18 protein-coding genes are annotated in these 21,772 nt (G+C 45.4%); 14 read left to right on the plus strand and 4 right to left on the minus strand.

Annotated features, from left to right (window positions below; all coding sequences use genetic code 11):
• Window positions 1–187 precede the first annotated feature (187 nt).
• On the minus strand, window positions 188–2,122 hold the full coding sequence (gene iolD / locus Xets_RS06555) for a 3D-(3,5/4)-trihydroxycyclohexane-1,2-dione acylhydrolase (decyclizing) (protein WP_370588211.1): 1,935 nt from the start codon (window positions 2,120–2,122) through the stop codon (window positions 188–190).
• Between the two features lie 22 nt (window positions 2,123–2,144).
• Window positions 2,145–3,674: a CoA-acylating methylmalonate-semialdehyde dehydrogenase gene (locus Xets_RS06560; RefSeq protein ID WP_187651363.1), complete on the minus strand. Its 1,530-nt coding sequence runs from the start codon at window positions 3,672–3,674 to the stop codon at window positions 2,145–2,147.
• A 171-nt stretch (window positions 3,675–3,845) separates the two neighbouring features.
• On the opposite strand from Xets_RS06560, the gene Xets_RS06565 reads away from it, so the two are divergent.
• Window positions 3,846–4,670, plus strand: coding sequence for a MurR/RpiR family transcriptional regulator (locus Xets_RS06565; RefSeq protein WP_099133827.1), 825 nt, complete (start codon window positions 3,846–3,848; stop codon window positions 4,668–4,670).
• 499 nt (window positions 4,671–5,169) lie between these two features.
• Complete coding sequence (locus Xets_RS06570) at window positions 5,170–6,843, plus strand: condensation domain-containing protein (RefSeq protein ID WP_187651364.1); 1,674 nt, start codon at window positions 5,170–5,172, stop codon at window positions 6,841–6,843.
• Between the two features lie 91 nt (window positions 6,844–6,934).
• On the opposite strand, the gene Xets_RS06575 is transcribed toward Xets_RS06570, so the two are convergent.
• A complete protein-coding gene (locus Xets_RS06575) occupies window positions 6,935–7,702 on the minus strand; it encodes an SDR family oxidoreductase (protein WP_244208670.1) in 768 nt (255 codons plus the stop codon).
• A gap of 388 nt (window positions 7,703–8,090) precedes the next feature.
• Here Xets_RS06575 and Xets_RS06580 point away from each other — a divergent pair, with 388 nt between their 5' ends.
• Window positions 8,091–9,128 (plus strand): zinc-dependent alcohol dehydrogenase family protein, encoded by a 1,038-nt coding sequence (locus Xets_RS06580; protein ID WP_099133825.1) that lies wholly within the window; start codon window positions 8,091–8,093, stop codon window positions 9,126–9,128.
• Window positions 9,129–9,307: 179 nt separating this feature from the next.
• Here the strand turns inward: Xets_RS06580 and hpaR are convergent, their stop codons facing one another.
• Window positions 9,308–9,757 carry a homoprotocatechuate degradation operon regulator HpaR gene (gene hpaR, locus Xets_RS06585; RefSeq protein ID WP_099133824.1) on the minus strand — a complete coding sequence of 150 codons (450 nt, stop codon included), beginning with the start codon at window positions 9,755–9,757 and terminating at the stop codon, window positions 9,308–9,310.
• Window positions 9,758–10,144: 387 nt separating this feature from the next.
• On the opposite strand from hpaR, the gene Xets_RS06590 reads away from it, so the two are divergent.
• The 11 genes from Xets_RS06590 (at window position 10,145) to hpaB (ending at window position 21,759) form a co-directional block, all read left to right on the plus strand.
• Window positions 10,145–10,777: a fumarylacetoacetate hydrolase family protein gene (locus tag Xets_RS06590; RefSeq protein WP_099133823.1), complete on the plus strand. Its 633-nt coding sequence runs from the start codon at window positions 10,145–10,147 to the stop codon at window positions 10,775–10,777.
• Window positions 10,774–11,538 carry a fumarylacetoacetate hydrolase family protein gene (locus Xets_RS06595; RefSeq protein WP_099133822.1) on the plus strand — a complete coding sequence of 255 codons (765 nt, stop codon included), beginning with the start codon at window positions 10,774–10,776 and terminating at the stop codon, window positions 11,536–11,538. The genes Xets_RS06590 and Xets_RS06595 overlap by 4 nt, the downstream gene beginning before the upstream one ends.
• Window positions 11,535–13,001 (plus strand): 5-carboxymethyl-2-hydroxymuconate semialdehyde dehydrogenase, encoded by a 1,467-nt coding sequence (gene hpaE / locus Xets_RS06600; protein WP_187651365.1) that lies wholly within the window; start codon window positions 11,535–11,537, stop codon window positions 12,999–13,001. Before Xets_RS06595 ends, hpaE begins: the two co-directional genes overlap by 4 nt.
• Window positions 13,002–13,033: 32 nt before the next feature.
• Window positions 13,034–13,915: a 3,4-dihydroxyphenylacetate 2,3-dioxygenase gene (gene hpaD / locus Xets_RS06605; RefSeq protein WP_099133820.1), complete on the plus strand. Its 882-nt coding sequence runs from the start codon at window positions 13,034–13,036 to the stop codon at window positions 13,913–13,915.
• Between the two features lie 12 nt (window positions 13,916–13,927).
• Window positions 13,928–14,317 (plus strand): 5-carboxymethyl-2-hydroxymuconate Delta-isomerase, encoded by a 390-nt coding sequence (locus tag Xets_RS06610; RefSeq protein WP_099133819.1) that lies wholly within the window; start codon window positions 13,928–13,930, stop codon window positions 14,315–14,317.
• A 21-nt stretch (window positions 14,318–14,338) separates the two neighbouring features.
• A complete protein-coding gene (locus Xets_RS06615; RefSeq protein WP_099133818.1) occupies window positions 14,339–15,811 on the plus strand; it encodes an NAD-dependent succinate-semialdehyde dehydrogenase in 1,473 nt (490 codons plus the stop codon).
• 5 nt (window positions 15,812–15,816) lie between these two features.
• Window positions 15,817–16,620, plus strand: a complete 804-nt coding sequence (gene hpaH, locus Xets_RS06620) for a 2-oxo-hept-4-ene-1,7-dioate hydratase (protein WP_099133817.1) — start codon at window positions 15,817–15,819, stop codon at window positions 16,618–16,620.
• An 18-nt stretch (window positions 16,621–16,638) separates the two neighbouring features.
• Window positions 16,639–17,406: a 4-hydroxy-2-oxoheptanedioate aldolase gene (gene hpaI / locus Xets_RS06625; protein WP_187651366.1), complete on the plus strand. Its 768-nt coding sequence runs from the start codon at window positions 16,639–16,641 to the stop codon at window positions 17,404–17,406.
• A gap of 211 nt (window positions 17,407–17,617) precedes the next feature.
• On the plus strand, window positions 17,618–18,985 hold the full coding sequence (hpaX, locus tag Xets_RS06630; protein WP_099133815.1) for a 4-hydroxyphenylacetate permease: 1,368 nt from the start codon (window positions 17,618–17,620) through the stop codon (window positions 18,983–18,985).
• 53 nt (window positions 18,986–19,038) lie between these two features.
• Window positions 19,039–19,992, plus strand: a complete 954-nt coding sequence (hpaA, locus tag Xets_RS06635) for a 4-hydroxyphenylacetate catabolism regulatory protein HpaA (RefSeq protein WP_187651367.1) — start codon at window positions 19,039–19,041, stop codon at window positions 19,990–19,992.
• Window positions 19,993–20,196: 204 nt separating this feature from the next.
• Window positions 20,197–21,759 (plus strand): 4-hydroxyphenylacetate 3-monooxygenase, oxygenase component, encoded by a 1,563-nt coding sequence (gene hpaB / locus Xets_RS06640; protein ID WP_099133813.1) that lies wholly within the window; start codon window positions 20,197–20,199, stop codon window positions 21,757–21,759.
• Window positions 21,760–21,772 lie beyond the last annotated feature (13 nt).

The raw sequence follows: 21,772 nt of genomic DNA on the forward strand, positions 1-21,772 counted from the left end.
TAAACGCACGACAAGCGGGGCAGGTTACATCAATCTTTGCCATTTGAATGTTCTCCAAATAGAAAGATTATACATGATCAATAAATTGATATCACAACCAGTAAAGCCCAATGAAACATCGTATCATGGATTTAAGCTCCAAAGTTACTGTTCAGGTATTCCTTATAGAAAATATCCAGTATCACGGTTAATACTGACGCACTTTTTTCTCCACATATTCCCTGATTTTTTCCGCTGATGCAGCAATTTGGGGATTATCAGCAACCTGTGCGGTTCCTATTCTCCACCACGATTCATAATCATGCGTCATAGTTTTTGGCAGTACTTTAATGTCGATCAACGTTGCACATCGTTGCTTCTGCGCATCCTGCAAAGCTGCAATTAATTGTTGTTCATCATATACTCGATAACTTTTGCAACCGTAGCTTTCCGCATTCTTGGCAAAATCCACCGGTATTAAGGCGCCATCCAATCTGCCGTTTTGCTGATTGCGATAACGATTTTCCGTGGCAAAACTTCCCATGCCTTGGCTCATCTGTAAGTTATTGATGCAACCAAATCCTGCATTATCAAACAGCAGCACAGTAATCTTAATATTTTCCTGAATAGCCGTTTGTAATTCACTGTGCAACATCAAATATGAGCCATCACCGACCATTGCGTAAACCGGCTGTTCAGGACAAGCGAGTTTTGCCCCCAATGATGCAGCAATTTCATATCCCATACAGGAATAGCCATATTCAAGGTGATAAGTATCAGGCACTTTCGGTTGCCAAACGCGCTGTAAATCTCCCGGCAGAGAACCCGCAGCCCCCACAATAATAGCGTTGGGTTCCAAATACTGATCCATCAAGCCAAGCACACGGGTTTGAGTCAGATTGGTTTGCAACGTTTCGCTGTACTCTTCCAATTTTTCATCCAAATGCCCCGCAATCTCCGGCTTAAATCCAGCCTGATATTGAATGGAAAATAATCGTTCCAATTCCCGTTGCCAATCTGCCTTCGCCTGAACAATTTCTTGCAGCCACTCTGAACGCCATGCTGTTTTTGACAATGCTTGCGTGATGGCATTGAGTCCTTCCCTGGCATCTGCCAGTACACCTACGGCATCCAGTTTGCAGGCGTCAAACTCAGCTACATTGATGGTAAGGAATTCCACTTCCGGGTGTTGGAACAGTGACTTTGAGGCCGTCGTAAAATCGGTAAAACGGGTGCCAACACCAATAATCAAATCGGCTTCCTTAGCAAGCTGGTTCGCCGCCAAACAACCTGTCGTACCAATGCCGCCACAATTCAGTGGATGGGCAGCCACAACTGTACTTTTTCCCGCCTGAGTTTCAGTAAATGGGATATGGAAGGTTTCAGCAAAATGGCGGAAAGCCTCATGAGCTTCGGAGTAACGTACACCACCACCGCAAATCAACAACGGTTTTCTCTTGCGCTGAATCAATGTAATTGCCTCTTGAATACGCACCTGAGAAGCTGGACGGCGTTCAATCTGGTGAACCCGTTTCTGGAAGAAGTAATCTGGGTAATCCCATATTTCTCCCTGAACATCTTGCGGAAGGCAGATCGTGACAGCACCAGTATCTGCCGGATCTGTTAATACTCGCATGGCGTGGAGCATGGCTGTCATCAATTGCTCCGGCCGCGAAATGCGATCCCAATAACGGGATACCGGACGGAAGCAATCATTGGTGCTAATGGTACCATCGCCATATTGTTCAATCTGCTGTAAAACGGGATCAGGCTGGCGGCAAGCAAAGGTATCTCCCGGCAATAATAGTAATGGAATACGGTTCGCCGTTGCCGTTGCGGCAGCCGTCACCATATTGGCTGCTCCAGGCCCAACAGAAGAAGTTACGGCAAAAATCTGCCGACGTTTTTTCTGTTTGGCAAATCCCGTCGCAATATGTGCCATCCCCTGTTCATTACAGCCTTGATAAACGCGAAGATGCCCAGTCCCCTGCTCCAATGCCTGCCCTAATCCCACCACATTACCGTGACCAAATATTGTGAACACACCTCGAATAAAAGGGGATTTTTCCCCATCAACATTGATATATTGCTGGTTAAGGAATTTGACCAAGGCTTGAGCCATCGTCATTTTCTTGGTCTTTATTGCTCTGTTTTTCATGACATAGCTACTCCATCGTTGGCATCACAAAATGGCTGTCGTGATGTTCTAAACGCACACTGGCGGGCCAACGGCTGGTGACGGTTTTCATGCGGGTATAGAAGCGCACCCCATCATTACCATGTACATTCAGTGGCCCAAAAATGGAACGCTTCCAGCCACCGAAGCTATGAAATGCCATCGGTACTGGGATGGGAATATTCACACCGACCATACCCGCTTGAACGTCTTCACTGAATTGGCGCGCCGTTTCACCATCACAGGTAAAAATTGCCGCTCCGTTGCCATATTCATGCTGGTTAATCAAGTTCAATGCAGTGTCATAATCCGGTACGCGGACAATGGCAAGCACAGGGCCAAAAATCTCTTCCTTATAAATTTTCATATCTGGCATGACATAATCAAACAAGGTAGGCCCCACGAAATAGCCATTTTCATGGCCTGCCACCTGATACTCTCGCCCATCAACCAGCAATTTTGCTCCCTGCTCTATTCCACTGCAAATATAGTCACAGATTTTTGCCCTGTGCTGCGCAGAAATCACTGGCCCCATATCGTTTTCTTTCCCATTGGGGATACTCATTTCTCGGTTAATACCAGGACCAACCGACATTTGGGCTATTTGCTGCCGGAGTTTTTCTACCAATATATCTGCAATTTCATCCCCAACCGCCACGACAACCGACAATGCCATACAGCGTTCTCCTGCCGCACCGAATGCCGCCCCCATGATGGCATTTACAGCCATGTCCATATCCGCATCTGGCATCAAGACACTATGGTTCTTTGCTCCTCCCAATGCCTGACAGCGTTTTCCGTGCGCTGAGGCAGTGGTATAGACATACTCTGCTATCGGGGTTGAACCGACAAAACTCACCGCCTGAATGCGAGGATCGGTCAGTAGCACATCAACAGCTTCTTTATCCCCTTGCACAACATTAAACACGCCATCCGGCAAACCGGCTTGTTGCAATAATTTCGCCAGTTCAATCGAAAGAGAGGGATCTTTTTCAGAAGGTTTCAGGACAAAGGTATTTCCCGTCGCCAATGCGATAGGAAACATCCACATTGGCACCATAGCAGGAAAGTTAAATGGCGTGATACCAGCACAGGCACCCAATGGTTGCATCAGAGAGTGACTGTCAACTCCCGCTCCTACATTGGCAGAGTGTTCCCCTTTTTGCAGATGAGGGATACCACAAGCAAACTCGACCACTTCGAGGCCACGAGTTAATTCCCCCACAGCATCGGAATAAATTTTTCCATGCTCCTCAGAAATCAGCCTCGCCAGTCTGCCCTGGTTTTCTTCAAGCAATGATTTGAATTTGAACAAAATCCGGGCACGTTTCAATGGAGAAGTTTTTGACCATTCCTTAAAGGCCAGATGGGCAGATTCAATGGCATGTTCAGCCTCATGAGCTGTGCTCAAGGCAACCGTTCGAATCTCCTGTCCTGTGGCTGGATTGAAAATGAGTGAAATGCGATCACTTTGGCTATCAACGAGTTGCCCGCCAATAAAGTTTTTAATCTGTTCCATTCTGAGCCTCTCTAAATTCAATTAAGGTTGAACTGGCAAGTTGCTATTGAACTATAAGCGTTTAATCACAATGTTACAGATATATGAAATATATATTTCATTTTCAATTGAATTTGAAATACTCTTTAATTAATGTGATCAACACGCTATTTTTATGCATATGGGGGCCTGATGTCTGCTGCGTCTAATCTGAATGAACTTCAAGAACAAGTACGATCCCGTTATGGTGAGTTAAGTAAACGGTTACAACAAGTTGCAAGATATGTACTGGATAATACTAATAGTGTCGCATTTGATACTGTTGCCATTATTGCCAAAGAAGCCAATGTTCCACCTTCCACTTTGATCCGCTTCGCCAATGCCTTTAATTTCAGTGGGTTCAATGAAATGAAACAACTGTTTCGCATGAATTTGGTGGAAGAAACCGCCAGCTATACCGATCGGGCACGGCTGTTTAAAGAGCTGGATAGTGATCATCAGAGACCGGAAGATCCTCAGCATATTTTGCAGGAGTTTGCCCATTCCAATGCTCAAGCCATGCAGCAACTCGCAGCTCGCACCCCCGCAGAGGATTTGGATAAGGCAGTGAGTTTACTGGCGAATGCCCACAATATTTACATTATCGGCCTGCGCCGCTCTTTCAGTGTTGCCTCATATTTTGCCTATGCCCTCAGTCATCTGGAATGCCGTCCTCTGCTCATCAGTGGCTTAGGTGGTATGTTCCACGAGCAGATGAGTATGATTAGCCCTCAAGATGTCGTGGTATCTATCAGTTTTACGCCGTATGCCGAAGAAACGGTGATGGTCAGTGAAAAAGCTGCACACGCTGGTGCAAAACAAATTGTCATTACTGATAGCCAAATTAGCCCGCTCGCCAGTTTTAGCGATATTTGCTTTGTGGTGAAAGAAGCCCAGGTTGATGCGTTCCGTTCTCAATCTGCCACTTTGTGTTTGGTGCAATCCTTAACGGTAGCGCTGGCATATCGGCAGGGATAATAAAGGATTCAGATCACACAGTTTCCATAAAACCCGAAATAAGTGTAAGCGTGATCATATGATATTAAGGCATATTGATCACGCCTATCATGATCAACCCAGCTATTAAATAACAGCCACTAAAATTTTAGTTCTTAATATTTTATGGTTATTGATTTACTTAAAATAATCTTTAATCGCTTTCAATCTATAGGTATCCTTTCCAAACAAATAGCTAATAATGGCACAATTGCATCAATGAATAAGTTTATTATAAATCAATACACTGACATCCCCCCTCCTTTGCCAGACAAAATAATCAAATTATTAGAATGTAGAATGTCATGAAACAATGATATTTAATATCAATAAATGGCTTCCTACAATAGTGATTAATTTCATTATTGGAATGGATTTAACTATCTGTTTTTTCATCTAACAAAAATACAAAATGAGTCTGCTTCAAAAGCAGATCTCAGGCTGTATTGAATATAATTTAGAATCATAACGGAGTATTCACATGGATAAGATTCTGGCATCTCCATTTATTCATTTCTTTTGGAAATCATGGATTCTCGAGCCTCACTCATCTAAATACAATATCGTTATAGAACAGAGTATTAAGGGGAATTTAGATGAAAGTAAATTAAAATGGACTCTGCAAGAATTTATTAATCTTTATCCTTTATTCAAATATCGGATTGAAGAAGAAAATGATGAGTTATATTGGATATTTGGCTCAGATAATATTGAGTTTACATACCTTTCTAATAATGAAGAACAATTGAATCAGTTTGCTCTGCGGCCATTTGACCTCAGAAAAGGGCCAGTCGTTCGATTTGGTTTAATCAAAGAGGCAGAACAGCAATTTCACTTATTCATTGTACTGCACCATATCATCGGTGATGGACAGGGTATAGAAGAATTTTTCCACAATATCTCTGATCTGTACAACCAACGTCCTGTGCGCCATTCCCCCATGACACTGCAACAAGCGTCAGAGAAATTTGAACAAGATCGTCAGCTTTTACAATTATTGGGCAAATATAACCCCGAACAATACTGGAAAAAGTGCCTGTCAGGAATGACTACCAGTAATCCATTACCCTATTTGCCTCAACAAGCGATAAGTGAGCCTGAATTACCTAATGAATTTCGTTTCAACTTGCCATTGGAAGATTGGAAGAATCTCACAAAATCTTTATCCCCTTGTAAGCCGTTCCTTGTGTTTAAAACGTTATGGGCAACGCTCGTAGCCCAATATACTGCAACTGATAGCGTTCACCTTATCTATCCCGTTGCTGTCGCTGGCGGGGCATCTGTTTCGCTTGGTGCACAAATCAATGCGGTCGTTTTTCCCCTGCGTTTTAATGAGATGGATAGTTTTAATTCTCTCTATCAGGCCACGTTAAACTATAGTACATCATTGAAAGCTCAACCTGATCTGCGTTTTTCAAGTTTGCCTATATTCCAAGCTGTGCCCACCAATCTTATCAATAAGCTCAATGTCGGTATCAATCAGGCCAGTTTTAAGGATCTTAATCTGGAATTAGACGGATGTGAGGTCCATTACGGTAGTCGTTTCAATAACGATTTAGCCGTTACAGAGTGGATACTGGAATATCATCTGGAAGAGGAGCATTGGGCTTTTCGTATCCGCTATCATCCCAACCTTTTCCAAGCAAAACAAATCAAAGCGTTAGGTGAACAATTCCAGCAATTGTTGGTTAATGCCCTGTCTTATCCCGAAACACCAATATCACAGTTTCCTTTGCTAACACCTGATCAGGCACAGACATTACTGGAATATGGTAGTCCACAACAACTAGGCAACACAAGATCAGAACGACACTCCTCTCTGGTGATCGATTTGATACGGAAACATTATCAACAGGCAATCGGGCAATCACAATTCGCTGAAGCATCAGGCATCCAAGCCTATGTGTTGAATGAACGATTACAGATGGTGCCAATGGGGTTAAAGGGCGAACTTTATCTCTCTGGGCCAGAATTAGGCAATAAATATTTGGAGCAATCAACATTGGCAGAAAAACAGCTTATTGCCAATCCGTTTGTTCAATATACCAAGGATAAATGGCTCTATCGCACTGGCGAACGAGTACGCTGGTTGCCAAATGGAGAGTTGGAATATCTGGGGACAGAGAACTACGATTTTCTGAAAGAGGCGAGTTAAGTTAACAATTAGGTAAAACAACGGCGTGACCATTATGTTAATCAGGCATATGAATCACGCCAAATTATTACTACTGTTTATTTACCACCACTTATTCAAAATCCTTAAAAGTCGGACCTTGGAAATAAACAGCTTTAATGTGACAACTACGGGGTTGAGTGATAACAAACCGGATGGTTTCCCATACTGAACGGCCATTAAGCAATTGCTCCCCCATTTTTTTCTGGTTATCCAGAATTTCATCAAAGCCATTAAGTTCAAAGTCAGGTGGATAAAGCCCGGTCACGCGAATATTTTCTTTGCTTAAGTGATGGGCTAAGTTCTGACTAAAGCCATTCATGGCATGTTTGGCAGCGAAAAATGCCGGATGAGCGACAGATTCGGTAAATTGGGGAATACCACAAACCGATACCATAGCAACAATATCGGCACCTTGTGACTGGCGCAGGCTCGGCAATAGCGCCTTGGTCAGCAGGATAGAACCTGTTATACCTGAATTCACCGTACTGACAATGTCAGCGTCATTATCACCTTCCCCCAAATGCCCTTCCAGCCATTGAGCCGCACTTAAGATCAAAATATCGATGGGTTGATTGTCTTGCAGCAACTGAGTAGCACAATCGCTAACGGATTGAATATTACTCATATCGCATTGATAACCTCTGGCGATGCCACCTTCACGGCGAATAATCTCACACGTTGCTTCTGCACTGGTTAATTGGCGGGCACAGAGATCAACATATGCACCTTCTCGTGCCAGCCAAACAGAAACCGCTTGTCCAAAATCACGTCCTCCACCTGTTACTACCACTCGTTTACCTTGCAAGGCATTCGATCTGTTAACGTCATTAAACATCATGTTGGCTTTCCTTATATCAGTTATCAAAGCTGGATGAGGAACCGTCACTCTGTCAGTCAGATTTATTGATAATTTACTGTTTAGAAAGCCAATCTTACTTGAGAGTTTCCACCATAGTTCTATTATTTTGCGCTCATTGCTCTTATTGCAGAAGATCACATTCAAGAAAGAAAAAAATAAATAAAGCGCCAACCAGCACCTATTTGGCCCAGCCAGCCCTGCCTATCCGTCATATTCTACTTCACGACTAACTCTAGAAAGCACTCTGAAAATCGAGAATGTTTACATCTGCTAAACTTTAGGCAACAGATAACGTCAATCGTGTGCTCTGGATTACTGTCATTCTTAACACCGTAAAATCACAACCATGACCTGTGAAGGGGGTTATATGAAAGCACTTGTTTATCATGGAGCCGGAAAAAAACGCTGGGAAGAAAAGGCATCACCCCGACTCATTGAACCAACAGATGCTATCGTCCGCATCGTCAAAACCACCATCTGTGGTACAGATCTGCATATCCTCAAGGGCGATGTTCCTACTGTCGAGCAAGGCCGAATATTGGGCCATGAAGGTATTGGGATCGTTGAATCAATTGGGGAATCGGTCCGCAATATCAAAGTCGGTGATAAGGTAATTATTTCCTGTATCACCGTCTGCGGTAGTTGCAACTATTGTAAACGCCAGCTTTATGCGCACTGCAAAGATGGTGGCTGGATCTTGGGGCATAAAATTGATGGTACACAAGCAGAAAAAGTGCGTATTCCCCACGCTGATAATAGCCTGCATCGCCTGCCAGAAAGTGTCGATGAAGAATCCGCATTAATGCTCAGCGATATCCTGCCAACCGGCCTTGAAATTGGTGTTATCAATGGCAAGGTCCAACCGGGCCAGATTATCGCCCTCATTGGTGCGGGACCCGTCGGGCTATCAGCATTACTGGCATCACAATTTTACTCCCCGGCACATATCATCATGATCGATACTGATGATAACCGCCTTAGCGTCGCCCGGCAGTTTGGTGCTGACACGGTTATCAACCCGGCAAGACAAAACGTCGTAGAAACTATCAATAAACTGACTGACGGTATTGGTGTAGACGCCGCCATTGAGTGTGTGGGTATCCCCGCGACCTTCAAAACATGTCAGGACATCATTGCAGCAGGTGGGTCCATTGCCAATGTTGGTGTCCACGGCAAATCCGTTGACCTGCATCTGGAAAGCCTCTGGATCAAAAACATTACCATTACCACTGGACTGGTAAACACAAGCAGTACTCCCATGCTGCTGAAAAGCGTTCAATCCGGCAAAATTGCACCTAAGAAGCTGGTTACTCATCATTATCCATTGAGTGAAATAGAAACCGCTTATGAAATATTTGGTAATGCAGCGCAAGAGAAAGCACTGAAAATTGTCTTGTCAGCATAGTGGGTATAGCAGGAAGAGGGCAATCCGACAATTCTTCCTGCTAAACTATGAAATTGCCATTCGACTGATACAGAAAAGCCGCCGCAATACACTGCACCAATGCGCTTATGCAATTCATTATGGCGGCCTTTATACTGACTTGATTAGTTAACTAATTAATATATTAATAAACCTTCAATCTACAGTTCGCGTTCTTCATCCAAATCTGCTTGAGAGAGGTTTCCGATAGCAATAAATTCATCCAATAACCCTAAAAGTTGGGACAATTTTTCTGGAGAAAAAGCGTTCTCAATCGCCTTATATCCCTCAGCAATCTGCCCTTTTGCTTGCTCATAGAGTTCCTGGCCAGCCGGAGTCAAAGAAACATACAGCTTACGCTGATCATTCATAGGCTTCAGGCGGAAGATAAGCCCATCACGCTCCATACGTGTCAAAATGCCTGTCAGGCTTGGACGCAAGATACAAGTAAGACAAGCTAAGTCATGAAAATCAATAGAACGACTACTCGCAAGTACACGAATAATACGCCATTGCTGTTCAGTTAAATTATAGCTCTTCAAAATAGGCCGAAAAAAACCCATAGCGGTTTCTCTCGCTTGAAGCAATGCAATTGTCAAGGATTCATGCATAAGTAAAAGTGACTCTTTAGTTAATCGCTAGTCATTCTCTATAAGTTTAACGCCCATGCTGTTTATTATAGACAACATGAACACCAAAAAGCCTAACACGCTCAAAATCATCCACAAAGGGGAAAGACTTCAACATTAACAAATAAATAAAACTATCCCACCCACAAAAAGTTAAATAAAAGTTAAATCCAATCTCAAATGACCTTGATTGAAAATATAACAGGCTGATCTTTATGTAGTAAAAATGATCAACAATAAAGTGTTGTTACATAGATCACAATTAAAATTAACAATCCTCTTAACATATTGAAGATTGCCAATACATAGTTTATTAATATATTAATAAGAGATCTTGCAACACGTCATTCAGGTTTCAAGGAGTTGTCCATGAAAGGCACTGTCTTTGCCGTTGCCCTCAACCACAGTAGCCAGATCAGCTTCTGGCATGAGGCATTTAACAAAGAACCGTATAAAACACCCCCCAAAACACCTATTTGGTTTATCAAACCCCGCAATACCGTGATTAATTCAGGGGATGTTATTCCGCATCCTATCGGGGAAACGGTACAAAGCGGCGCAACTCTGGCGCTATTGATTGGAAAAACAGCACGCAAAGTTTCAGTTCAGAATGCCGAACAGTATATTGCTGGTTACGCATTGGCAAACGAAGTTAGCCTGCCTGAAACGTCATTCTACCGTCCTGCCATTAAAGCAAAATGTCGGGACGGTTTTTGTCCGATAGGCCAAATGATCAAGACCAACTCGGTAGAATCACTCGATATTGTGACTGAAATCAACGGCCAGGAAGTTGATCGTTGGTCTACCGAAGACCTCGTCCGTTCAGCATCAGAATTATTAGCAGCATTGAGCGAATTCGCCACCTTAAAAGCGGGTGATGCAATTCTATTGGGAACGCCCCACCAGCGCATTACCCTTCATCCTGCCGATAAAGTCACGGTCAAGGCTAAGGGTTTCCCTGATTTGGAAAATAGCGTTGTATTAGCAGGAGGTCAGGCATGAAATACGCCAAAATTCATTATCAGGGCCAGGATCTCAATGTCACGGTTGACGAACAGGAGCATGTCCTCTTGCCAGATGGAACTAGGGTCAGCGGTGAAGAGATTGTATGGCTTCCCCCCGCCAACGGAACGCTGTTCGCATTGGGGCTAAATTATGCCGATCACGCAACAGAGCTGGAATTTAAGCCACCAGAAGAACCACTGGTATTTATCAAGGCAGCCAATAGCTTAACCGGACACCGTCAGGTTTCTGTCCGTCCTGATAATGTGGAATATATGCATTATGAAGCAGAATTGGTTGTCGTGATGGGTAAACCCGCTCACAAAGTTTCCAGAGAAGAGGCCATGAATTACGTTGCGGGTTATACCGTTTGTAACGATTACGCCATTCGTGATTATCTGGAAAATTACTATCGTCCTAATCTGCGAGTAAAAAGCCGCGATACACTCACCCCAATCGGCCCGTGGATCATAGAGAAACAGCAGATCGCTGACCCGCACAATTTAACCTTGAAAACATGGGTGAACGGTGAACTCCGTCAACAAGGCACAACTGCCGATTTGATTTTCGATATTCCTTTCTTAATCACCTATCTCAGCGATTTCATGACATTGCAACCAGGTGACATGATCGCTACAGGAACACCCAAAGGGTTATCCAATGTTGTTCCCGGGGATGAAGTCATCGTAGAAGTCGAAGGTGTTGGGCGCTTAGTGAATCGCATTGTCAGCCAGCAAGAATATGAGGAGAGTTTGTCATGACCATGATTAACCATTGGATCAACGGCAAGAATGTCAGCAGCAAAACCTATTTCGCAACGACCAATCCTGCAACAGGCGAGGTGCTGGCTGAGGTTGCATCAGGCGGGCAGGAAGAGATCGCCCAAGCCGTTGCGGCGGCCAAACAGGCTTTCCCCAAATGGGCAAATACCCCAATGAAAGAACGCGCTCGTTTGATGCGTCGTTTGGGTGAATTAATCGACCAAAATGTTCCCGATATTTCTGCGCTGGAAACCAAGGATACGGGTCTTCCCATTCATCAGACACAAAATGTCTTGATCCCACGGGCTTCGCAAAATTTCAATTTTTTTGCTGAAATTTGCCAGCAGATGAACGGGCGTACTTATCCCGTTGATGACACAATGCTTAACTATACATTAATCCAGCCCGTTGGTGTTTGCGCACTGATTTCCCCATGGAACGTGCCTTTTATGACGGCTACGTGGAAGGTTGCGCCTTGCCTGGCTCTGGGAAATACAGCCGTTTTGAAGATGTCCGAACTTTCCCCGTTGACGGCTAACCGTCTGGGCGAATTGGCGCTGGAAGCTGGCATTCCGGCTGGAGTATTGAATGTGGTACAGGGCTACGGTAACACCGCAGGCGATGCGTTGGTAAAACATCATGATGTGCGCGCGGTCTCTTTCACGGGAGGGACAGCAACGGGTCGTCTGATCATGCAAAATGCCGGACTAAAAAAATACTCGATGGAGTTAGGCGGAAAATCCCCTGTCCTCATTTTTGAAGATGCAGATATTGAACGCGCACTGGATGCCGCCCTGTTCACCATTTTCTCCCTTAATGGCGAACGCTGTACGGCAGGTTCCCGCATTTTCATCCAGGAAAGTATCTACCCCAAATTCGTCAAACGCTTTGCTGAACGCGCTAATCGGTTACGTGTCGGTGATCCCCAAGATCCGCAAACTCAGGTTGGCAGCTTAATCAGCCAGCAACACTGGGAAAAAGTCTCCAATTATATCCGATTGGGGATCGAAGAAGGCGCCACACTGCTGGCCGGAGGTCCCGATAAACCTGCCGATTTACCTGCTCATCTAAAAAATGGTCACTTTTTGCGTCCTACAGTCCTGGCAGATGTGGATAACCACATGCGCGTGGCACAGGAAGAGATCTTCGGCCCTGTCGCTTGTCTGCTGCCGTTCAAGAGCGAAGAGGATGGGCTGCGGATGGCCAATGACGTGGAATATGGCCTTGCCTCTTATATCTGGACACAAGATGTCAGCAAAGTTTTGCGCCTGGCACGTAACATTGAAGCAGGCATGGTGTTTGTTAATTCCCAGAATGTTCGCGATCTGCGTCAGCCATTTGGCGGTATAAAAGCTTCCGGTGTGGGACGTGAAGGCGGGGAATACAGTTTTGAAGTATTTGCTGAAGTGAAGAACGTCTGTATCTCAATGGGAGAGCACCCTATTCCTCGTTGGGGTGTTTGAATAACTGCCATCCTGATACCAAGTGAGGGTTTATGGGAAAGTTAGCGTTAGCAGCGAAAATTACACATGTACCTTCTATGTACCTGTCTGAATTACCAGGCAAGCATCACGGTTGCCGGCAAGGTGCTATTGACGGACACAAAGAGATCAGCCGACGCTGTCGTGAGATGGGTGTCGATACGATTATTGTCTTCGATACACATTGGCTGGTTAACAGCGCCTACCATATTAACTGTTCCAACCATTTTTCCGGCATCTATACCAGTAATGAGTTGCCACATTTTATCCGCGATATGACCTATGAGTATGATGGCAATCCAGAGCTTGGCAGGATGATTGCGGAAGAAGCACGCCAGATGGGCGTTCGTGCCCAATCGCACGAGATCCCAAGCCTGAAACTGGAATATGGCACGCTGGTGCCAATGCGTTATATGAACGGCGACCGCCATTTCAAGGTGATTTCAATTTCAGCCTTTTGTACTGTCCATGCATTTGAAGACAGCCGCAAACTGGGAGAGGCTATTTTACGGGCGATTGAGAAATACGATGGCACGGTTGCAATATTGGCAAGCGGTTCGCTGTCACACAGTTTCATTGAAGATCAACGGGCTGAAGAGGGCATGAACAGCTATACCCGAGTATTTGATGAACAGATGGATCGCCGTGTCGTGCAGCTTTGGAAAGAAGGCAAATTCAGGGAATTTTGCAAAATGCTACCGGAATATGCGCAATATTGTCGGGGAGAAGGCAACATGCATGATACCGTGATGCTACTGGGCCTGCTCGGATGGGACAAATATGACGGCAAAGTGGAGTTTTTGACGGAATTGTTTGCCAGCTCAGGGACAGGACAGGTTAACGCGGTGTTCCCGCTGCCAGATTATATTGTTAATCAAAATAAAATTAATGCCTGACAGGAGAAAACTGTGCCACATTTTTATGCTGAGTGTACTGAAAATATCCGTGAAGAGGCCAGGTTGCCAGAGTTATTTACCAAAGTGAACCAGGCGCTGGCAGATACGGGCATTTTTCCGCTGGGCGGTATCCGCAGCCGTGCCATTTGGTTGGATACCTGGCAAATGGCGGATGGTAAACAAGATTATGCCTTCGTTCATATGACACTAAAGATTGGTGCCGGACGCAGCCTTGAAGATCGGCAAAAAGTCGGAGAAATATTGTTTGACTTAATCAAGGCACATTTCAGTGAATTGATGGCACGGCGTTATCTGGGCCTCTCTTTCACTCTGGAAGAACTCGATCCGGTGCTGAATTATAAATCCAATAATGTTCATAGCCTGTTTAAAGCAAAAGAGTAACGATTTTAGTGAGAAGAAACTATGACAAATCATCTGGATACACCATTGTTGCGTCAACAGGCCTATATCAACGGTCAATGGGTTGATGCGGAAAATAAAGCGACTTTTGAAGTCATTAACCCTGCCAATGGTAAAGTCATTGCCAATGTCAGTGATCTTGGCGCCAAAGAGACACAGTCTGCCATTGAGGCCGCCAAAAATGCCCTTCCTGCATGGCGATCACTGACAGCAAAACAGCGTAGCCAAACGCTCAGGCAATGGTTCCATCTGGTGATGGAAAACCAAACCGCCTTAGCAGAAATACTGAGTACGGAACAAGGCAAATCCCACACCGAGGCAATGGGAGAAATTGCTTACGGTGCCAGTTTTATCGAATGGTTCGCGGAAGAAGGCAAACGCATTTATGGCGAAACATTGCCTTCCCCAATGCCGGGCCGCCGTCTCGCTACCATCAAACAACCGATTGGTGTCGTTGCAGCCATTACACCGTGGAATTTCCCCAATGCGATGATCACCCGCAAAGTTGCACCTGCGCTGGCTGCGGGATGCACAGTGGTTCTGAAACCTGCTGCTGAAACTCCCCTTTCCGCGCTGGCTTTAATCGTTCTCGCGGAACAGGCTGGCATTCCGGCTGGAGTCCTCAATATCGTCACGGGAATGGATGCCAAAGCAATTGGTGAAGTACTGACCTCCAGCCCTATCGTGCGCAAACTTTCGTTCACCGGTTCTACACGGGTTGGCAAGTTATTAATGGCACAAAGTGCCGATACCGTGAAAAAACTCTCCCTCGAACTGGGTGGCAATGCGCCTTTTATCGTGTTTGATGATGCCGATCTTGATGCTGCGGTAGAGGGCGCAGTGGCTGCAAAATTCCGTAATAGCGGGCAAACCTGTGTTTGTGCCAACCGTATTCTGGTACAGGAAGGTATTTATGAGGCTTTTGCAGAACGCCTGGCACACGCGGTGAAACAGCTTCGTGTTGGGCCAGCCACTGACAGCTCATCACAGCAAGGCCCATTGATTAATCAAGCGGCAGTAGAAAAAGTACGAACGCATATCCGTGACGCGGTTTCCAACGGCGCACACCTTCTGACGGGAGGAAAATCCCACGCTCTGGGTGGTTTGTTCTTTGAGCCAACGGTACTGACAAATGTTACCGAGTCTATGTTAGTTGCCCACGAAGAAACCTTCGGCCCTTTGGCGCCATTGTTCAAATTCCGTGATGAAGACGAGGCCATCCGTATTGCTAACAGCACTGAATTTGGTCTGGCTGCTTATTTCTATTCCCGTGACATTGGCCGAATTTACCGTGTGGCGGAAGCGTTGGAAAGTGGCATGGTAGGTATCAATGAAGGTCTGATCTCCAACGAAATTGCGCCATTTGGCGGTATCAAGCAATCGGGGCTGGGACGTGAAGGTTCACGTTACGGTATTGAGGATTATCTGGAAGTGAAATACCTCTGTTTTGGAGGGTTGGAAGCTAAAGGAGCTTAACCCCTATGCTACAGCAAGAAATCGTATCACGGGTCGCACGCCGTTTACATCAGGCAGAGCAAAGCCGTGAGCAAATCCGACAAATATCACTGGACTATCCAGAGATAACTATTGAGGATGCTTACGCCATTCAACGTGAATGGGTAGATTTAAAAATCAAGGAAGGCCGAATTCTCAAGGGTCATAAGATTGGCCTGACATCTAAGGCCATGCAAGCCAGTTCACAGATTAATGAACCGGATTATGGTGCCCTGCTGGATGATATGTTTTTTCAAGACGGTGGTGACATTCCTTGCGAACGTTTTATTGTGCCCCGTATTGAGGTCGAACTGGCTTTTGTGCTGGCAAAACCCTTGACTGGCCCGAACTGTACGCTGTTTGATGTGTATAACGCGACAGATTACGTTATTCCCGCACTGGAACTTATCGATGCCCGTTGTCACAACATCGATCCCGAAACACAGCGTCCACGCAAGGTATTCGATACTATTTCTGACAATGCCGCCAATGGCGGTGTGATTATTGGGGGGCGGCCGATCAAGCCAGATGAACTGGATTTGCGCTGGGTTAGTGCCCTGCTCTACCGTAATGGTGTGATTGAAGAATCCGGCGTGGCAGCAGCAGTTCTCAATCATCCCGCCAATGGTGTGGCATGGCTTGCCAATAAACTGGCACCGCATGGTGTTCAACTGGAAGCAGGCCAGATTATTCTGGCTGGATCTTTTACCCGCCCTGTCCCTGCACGTAAAGGTGATACCTTTCATGTGGATTATGGCGTGTTAGGTTCAATTAGCTGTCACTTTGTTTAAGTCTATTGAGGTAACACCATGGATCAGCTAACAAATAAATTTAAACATACCCTGAAAGCAGGACGCCCACAAATCGGATTATGGCTTGGGCTATGCAGTGGGTATAGCGCGGAAATACTGGCAGGAACGGGATTTGATTGGTTGTTGATTGATGGTGAACATGCTCCCAATGATATTTCCACCATTCTTGCCCAATTACAAGGCATGGCCCCTTACCCAAGCCAACCGGTTGTTCGTCCGGCATGGAATGATCCGGTGATCGTCAAACAATTGCTGGATATTGGTGCCCAGACATTATTGTTCCCGATGATTCAAAATGCGGCGCAAGCGCGTGAAGCGGTCAGGGCGACTCGCTATCCCCCCGCAGGTATTCGTGGCGTAGGCAGTGCTCTGGCGCGCGCTTCTCGCTGGAACCGCATTCCTGACTATCTGTCCCGTGCTAATGACGAAATATGTGTACTGGTACAGGCAGAAACCCGTGAAGCCCTGCAAAATCTACCGGAAATAGCGGCTGTCGAAGGTGTCGATGGCGTATTTATCGGCCCGGCAGATCTCAGTGCAGATATGGGACACATCGGTAACCCACAACATCCTGAGGTCCAGTCTGCCATTGAACAAGCCATTGTTCAGATCCAGTCTTCCGGCAAGGCTGCCGGCATTTTGATGACCAATGTTGATGCAGCTAAACATTACCTCGATCTGGGTGCGCTATTTGTTGCCGTAGGGGTTGACACTATCCTGCTGACCGGAGCAGCCAACACTTTGGCAAGGCATTTCAGCAAATAATCGACAATAGTGTTTCGACAAAAATGATAACTCAATAATGGCTGATGTTGCTCGCGACATCTGCCATTGCAGTTGAGGTTCCTAATTGCTGTGCAAACAATCATATATAGCTAATAGATTTTAAATCCCCGCCAAAAGGAAAACCAAGCAATTCACAAAACAAGGAATAGAAAAAGAGGGGAAGATAAAAAATAATAAAAAGGAAACACCAATGAGCATTTCACCTGACGCTATACCAAAATCCGAAAATCCCCCTCATCAACATAAAAAGCTGACCGCTCAACAGCAAAGTGTCATCAATAAATTATTCCGGCGCCTGATCCTCTTTCTCTTTGTTCTGTTCGTTTTCTCTTTTCTGGATCGTATCAATATTGGCTTTGCGGGTTTGACGATGGGAAAAGATCTCGGTTTAACATCCACCATGTTTGGTTTGGCCGCTACGCTGTTTTACGCCACTTACGTCATTTTCGGCATTCCCAGCAATGTAATGTTGAGCATTGTGGGTGCTCGTCGTTGGATCGCTACCATTATGGTGTTATGGGGGATCGCTTCCACCGCCACAATGTTTGCCACTGGTCCCACGAGCCTGTATATCTTACGTATGCTGGTGGGGATTGCGGAAGCAGGCTTTTTGCCGGGTATTTTGGTTTACCTGACTTATTGGTTTCCGGCCTATTATCGCGCGCGTGCTAATGCGCTGTTTATGATTGCTATGCCCGTAACAATGGCGTTTGGTTCACTCATTTCCGGTTATATTCTGGCAATGGATGGCATCTGGGATCTACGTGGCTGGCAGTGGTTGTTTTTGTTGGAAGGTTTCCCTTCTGTTTTGCTCGGTTTTGCTGTCTGGTTTTATCTGGATGATTCACCCAAAAAGGCCAAATGGTTAACTCGTGAAGATAGGCAATGCCTTCAAGAGATGATAGAAAACGACAAGCTGGCTATCACACAGCCCAATGAGCAGATCCAACCACAAAAAACCAGCTTATGGCGCGAGGTTTTTACCCCAATTGTATTAATGTACACCTGCGCTTATTTCTGTCTGACCAACACCTTAAGTGCCATTAATATCTGGACACCACAGATTATGCAGAGTTTCAATCAGGGCAGCAGCCATGTAATGATCGGCATTTTGACTGCCATTCCACAATTCTGCACGATTTTGGGCATGATTTACTGGAGCCGCCGCTCAGACCGCCTGCAAGAACGCAAAATGCACACAGCCTTGCCCTACCTGTTTGCCGCCGCAGGCTGGGTTTTAACTTCACTGACTGATAACAGCATGGTGCAATTACTCGGGATCATTATGGCTTCCACCGGATCGTTTACCGCTATGGCAGTATTCTGGACAACGCCGGATCAATCGATTAGCTTGCGTGCCCGCGCAGTGGGGATTGCCGTGATCAATGCGACTGGTAATGTGGGTTCAGCCGTCAGCCCTCTGCTGATCGGTTGGTTAAAAGATCAAACAGGTAATTTCAGTGCTGGACTTTATTTCGTAGCTGGATTACTGATCATCGGTGCATTAATTGTTTTCCTGATCCCAATGAAGCATTCACGGCCACAGGCAAGCTCGTAAATAACGAACAGCTATTGATATACCTTAGCCAACTAAGATACAGGAGGAAATCGATGACTGTATCCAATGCGCTCAAAGCCAATAAATCCATCATCACCAATATCGATATCAGCAAGGACTATGATGAAACTCAGGGATCGGATGATATTCACTATCAAACTTTCGGTCGCATGGCAGCATTTTTCGGGCGTAATATGCAGGCGCATCGCCATGACGGTTTTTTCCAACTACATTATCTGGTGACAGGACGGATCGAACTGCAATTAGACGAACAGCATTATTCCGTACAAGCCCCTCTGTTTATCCTGACTCCACCTTCCGTTCCTCATGCTTTTTTTACGCAGGAAGATACTGACGGTTATGTACTGACCGTCCGTCAGGAGCTGATCACACCATTGCTCAATTCGCTTTATCCCACCCATCGAGAACTGGTTGATATTCCGGCTATTTGTCTTTCCGTCGCGGATAAATACGATGAATTGGAAACATTCAACCATTATTGGGCACTGATTGGGCGTGAGTCTGCCAACCAATTTACCGGACGAGAACAATCGCTGACTTTCCTGGCTCAATCTCTGTTTACCTTTTTGCTGCGTAGTATTCCCCTTGACGATCATCATTCCGGTGGTATCAGAGGAGAATTGAAACTGTTTCAGCGCTTTAACCAATTGATTGATCAATACTATCACCAACATCTTGCCGTGCCAGAATATGCAGAAAAATTGGGAATTACGGAATCTCGTCTAAAGGATATGTGCCGACGCTTTGCCAATCGTCCACCAAAAAAACTGATCTTTGACCGACTACTGCGGGAAGCAAAACGGTTATTGCTGTTTAGTGATAGTCCCGTATTTGAGGTGGCGTATCAGCTTGGGTTTAAAGATCCTGCTTACTTTACCCGATTTTTTAATCGGTTGGTGGGGTACTCACCGAGTGTTTGGCGGGAGAGGAATGTAATTGGGGAATATAGCCAACTATATAACTGGGATGAGCAAACAGAAAAATAATTATTACCAAAACACAAAGCCGATCACATTTACGCAACAAACTCTCTGCTTTTATCGAAAAGTACCAGTAAATCCTCCGAAAGTCTCTTCAAGAGGCGCCGTTTAGTCGCTTCAATCAAACAGTGAAAGAAACATAAAATTAACAACCATCCCCATATGGATAACAAATCAAAATAAGGGGATTTTTTGGAGCATGAGGTTGCTATGAGACTAGAAAATTTGCGTGCTGATCATAAACGCCCATTTACCAGTAAAGAATACCTGAGTTCACTTCAGGATAGCCGCGAAATTTACATCTATGGTGAACGGGTCAAAGATGTCACAACACACCCGGCTTTCCGCAATGCGGCTGCTTCAATTGGTCAACTGTATGATGCCCTTCATGCCCCGGAAACCCGCGATGTACTCTGCTGGGATACCGATACCGGAAGTGGTGGTTACACACATAAATTCTTCCGTTTCGCCACCAGCGCTGATGATATCCGCCAACAGCGTGATGCCATTGCCGAATGGTCACGTCTGACCTACGGCTGGATGGGACGTTCACCCGATTATAAAGCTGCATTCTGCTGCTCATTGGGTGCTTATCCTGAATATTATGGACAATTCGCTGACAATGCTCGTATCTGGTATAAGCGCATTCAGGAAAGTTGCATCTATTTCAACCATGCGATTGTTAATCCACCGATTGATCGCCATATGCCAGCAGATCAGGTCAAAGATGTTTTTATCAAGATAGAAAAAGAGACAGATGCCGGAGTGATTGTCAGTGGCGCTAAAGTCGTCGCAACCAATTCAGCCCTGACTCACTATAATTTCATCGGGTTTGGCTCTGCACAGGTTATTGGGGATAATTCTGATTTTGCCCTCATGTTTGTTGCACCAATGGATGCCAATGGCGTGAAATTAATCTCCCGCGCCTCTTATGAATTGGTGGCCGGCGCTACTGGCTCCCCCTTCGATTACCCCCTTTCCAGTCGGTTTGATGAAAATGACGCCATTCTGGTCATGGATAAGGTATTAATTCCGTGGGAAAACGTGTTAATTTATCGCGATTTTGATCGTGCCCGCAATTGGGCGGTGCAAAGTGGTTTTGCACGGCTGTTCCCCATGCAAGCCTGTATACGCCTTGCCGTTAAGCTCGATTTCATTACGGCACTGTTGCAAAAAAGCCTTGAATGTACTGGCGTGGTGGAATTCCGCGGTGTTCAGGCCGATTTGGGAGAAGTCGTTGCATGGCGCAATCTGTTCTGGTCACTGACAGATGCGATGTGGGCAGAAGCCAAGCCGTGGGAAAATGGCGCTTACCTGCCTGATACTCAGGCGATTCAGACTTATCGCGTGATGGCTCCCATAGCTTACACAAAAATCAAGAATATTATTGAAAGCAATGTCACCAGCGGCTTGATTTATTTGCCATCCAGTGTACGTGATATGAATAATCCTGAGATCAATAAGTATCTTGAAAAATATGTCCGTGGCTCTAATGGTATTGATCATGTGGAACGAATCAAGATTTTGAAATTAATGTGGGATGCCATTGGCAGTGAGTTCGGCGGTCGCCATGAATTATACGAAATCAATTATGCCGGTAGTCAGGACGAAATTCGCCTGCAATGTCTGCGTCATGCCTATGGCTCTGGCAATATGAAGAAAATGATGGAATTGGTAGATCACTGTCTTTCTGACTATGATGTGAATGGCTGGACCAGTCCCCACTTACACAATAACTGTGATATTAACCTGTTAGATAAGCTACTGAAATAAATCAGTGGCAGGA

It is taken from the genome of Xenorhabdus sp. TS4, from assembly GCF_014467265.1.
GTDB lineage: Bacteria > Pseudomonadota > Gammaproteobacteria > Enterobacterales > Enterobacteriaceae > Xenorhabdus > Xenorhabdus ehlersii.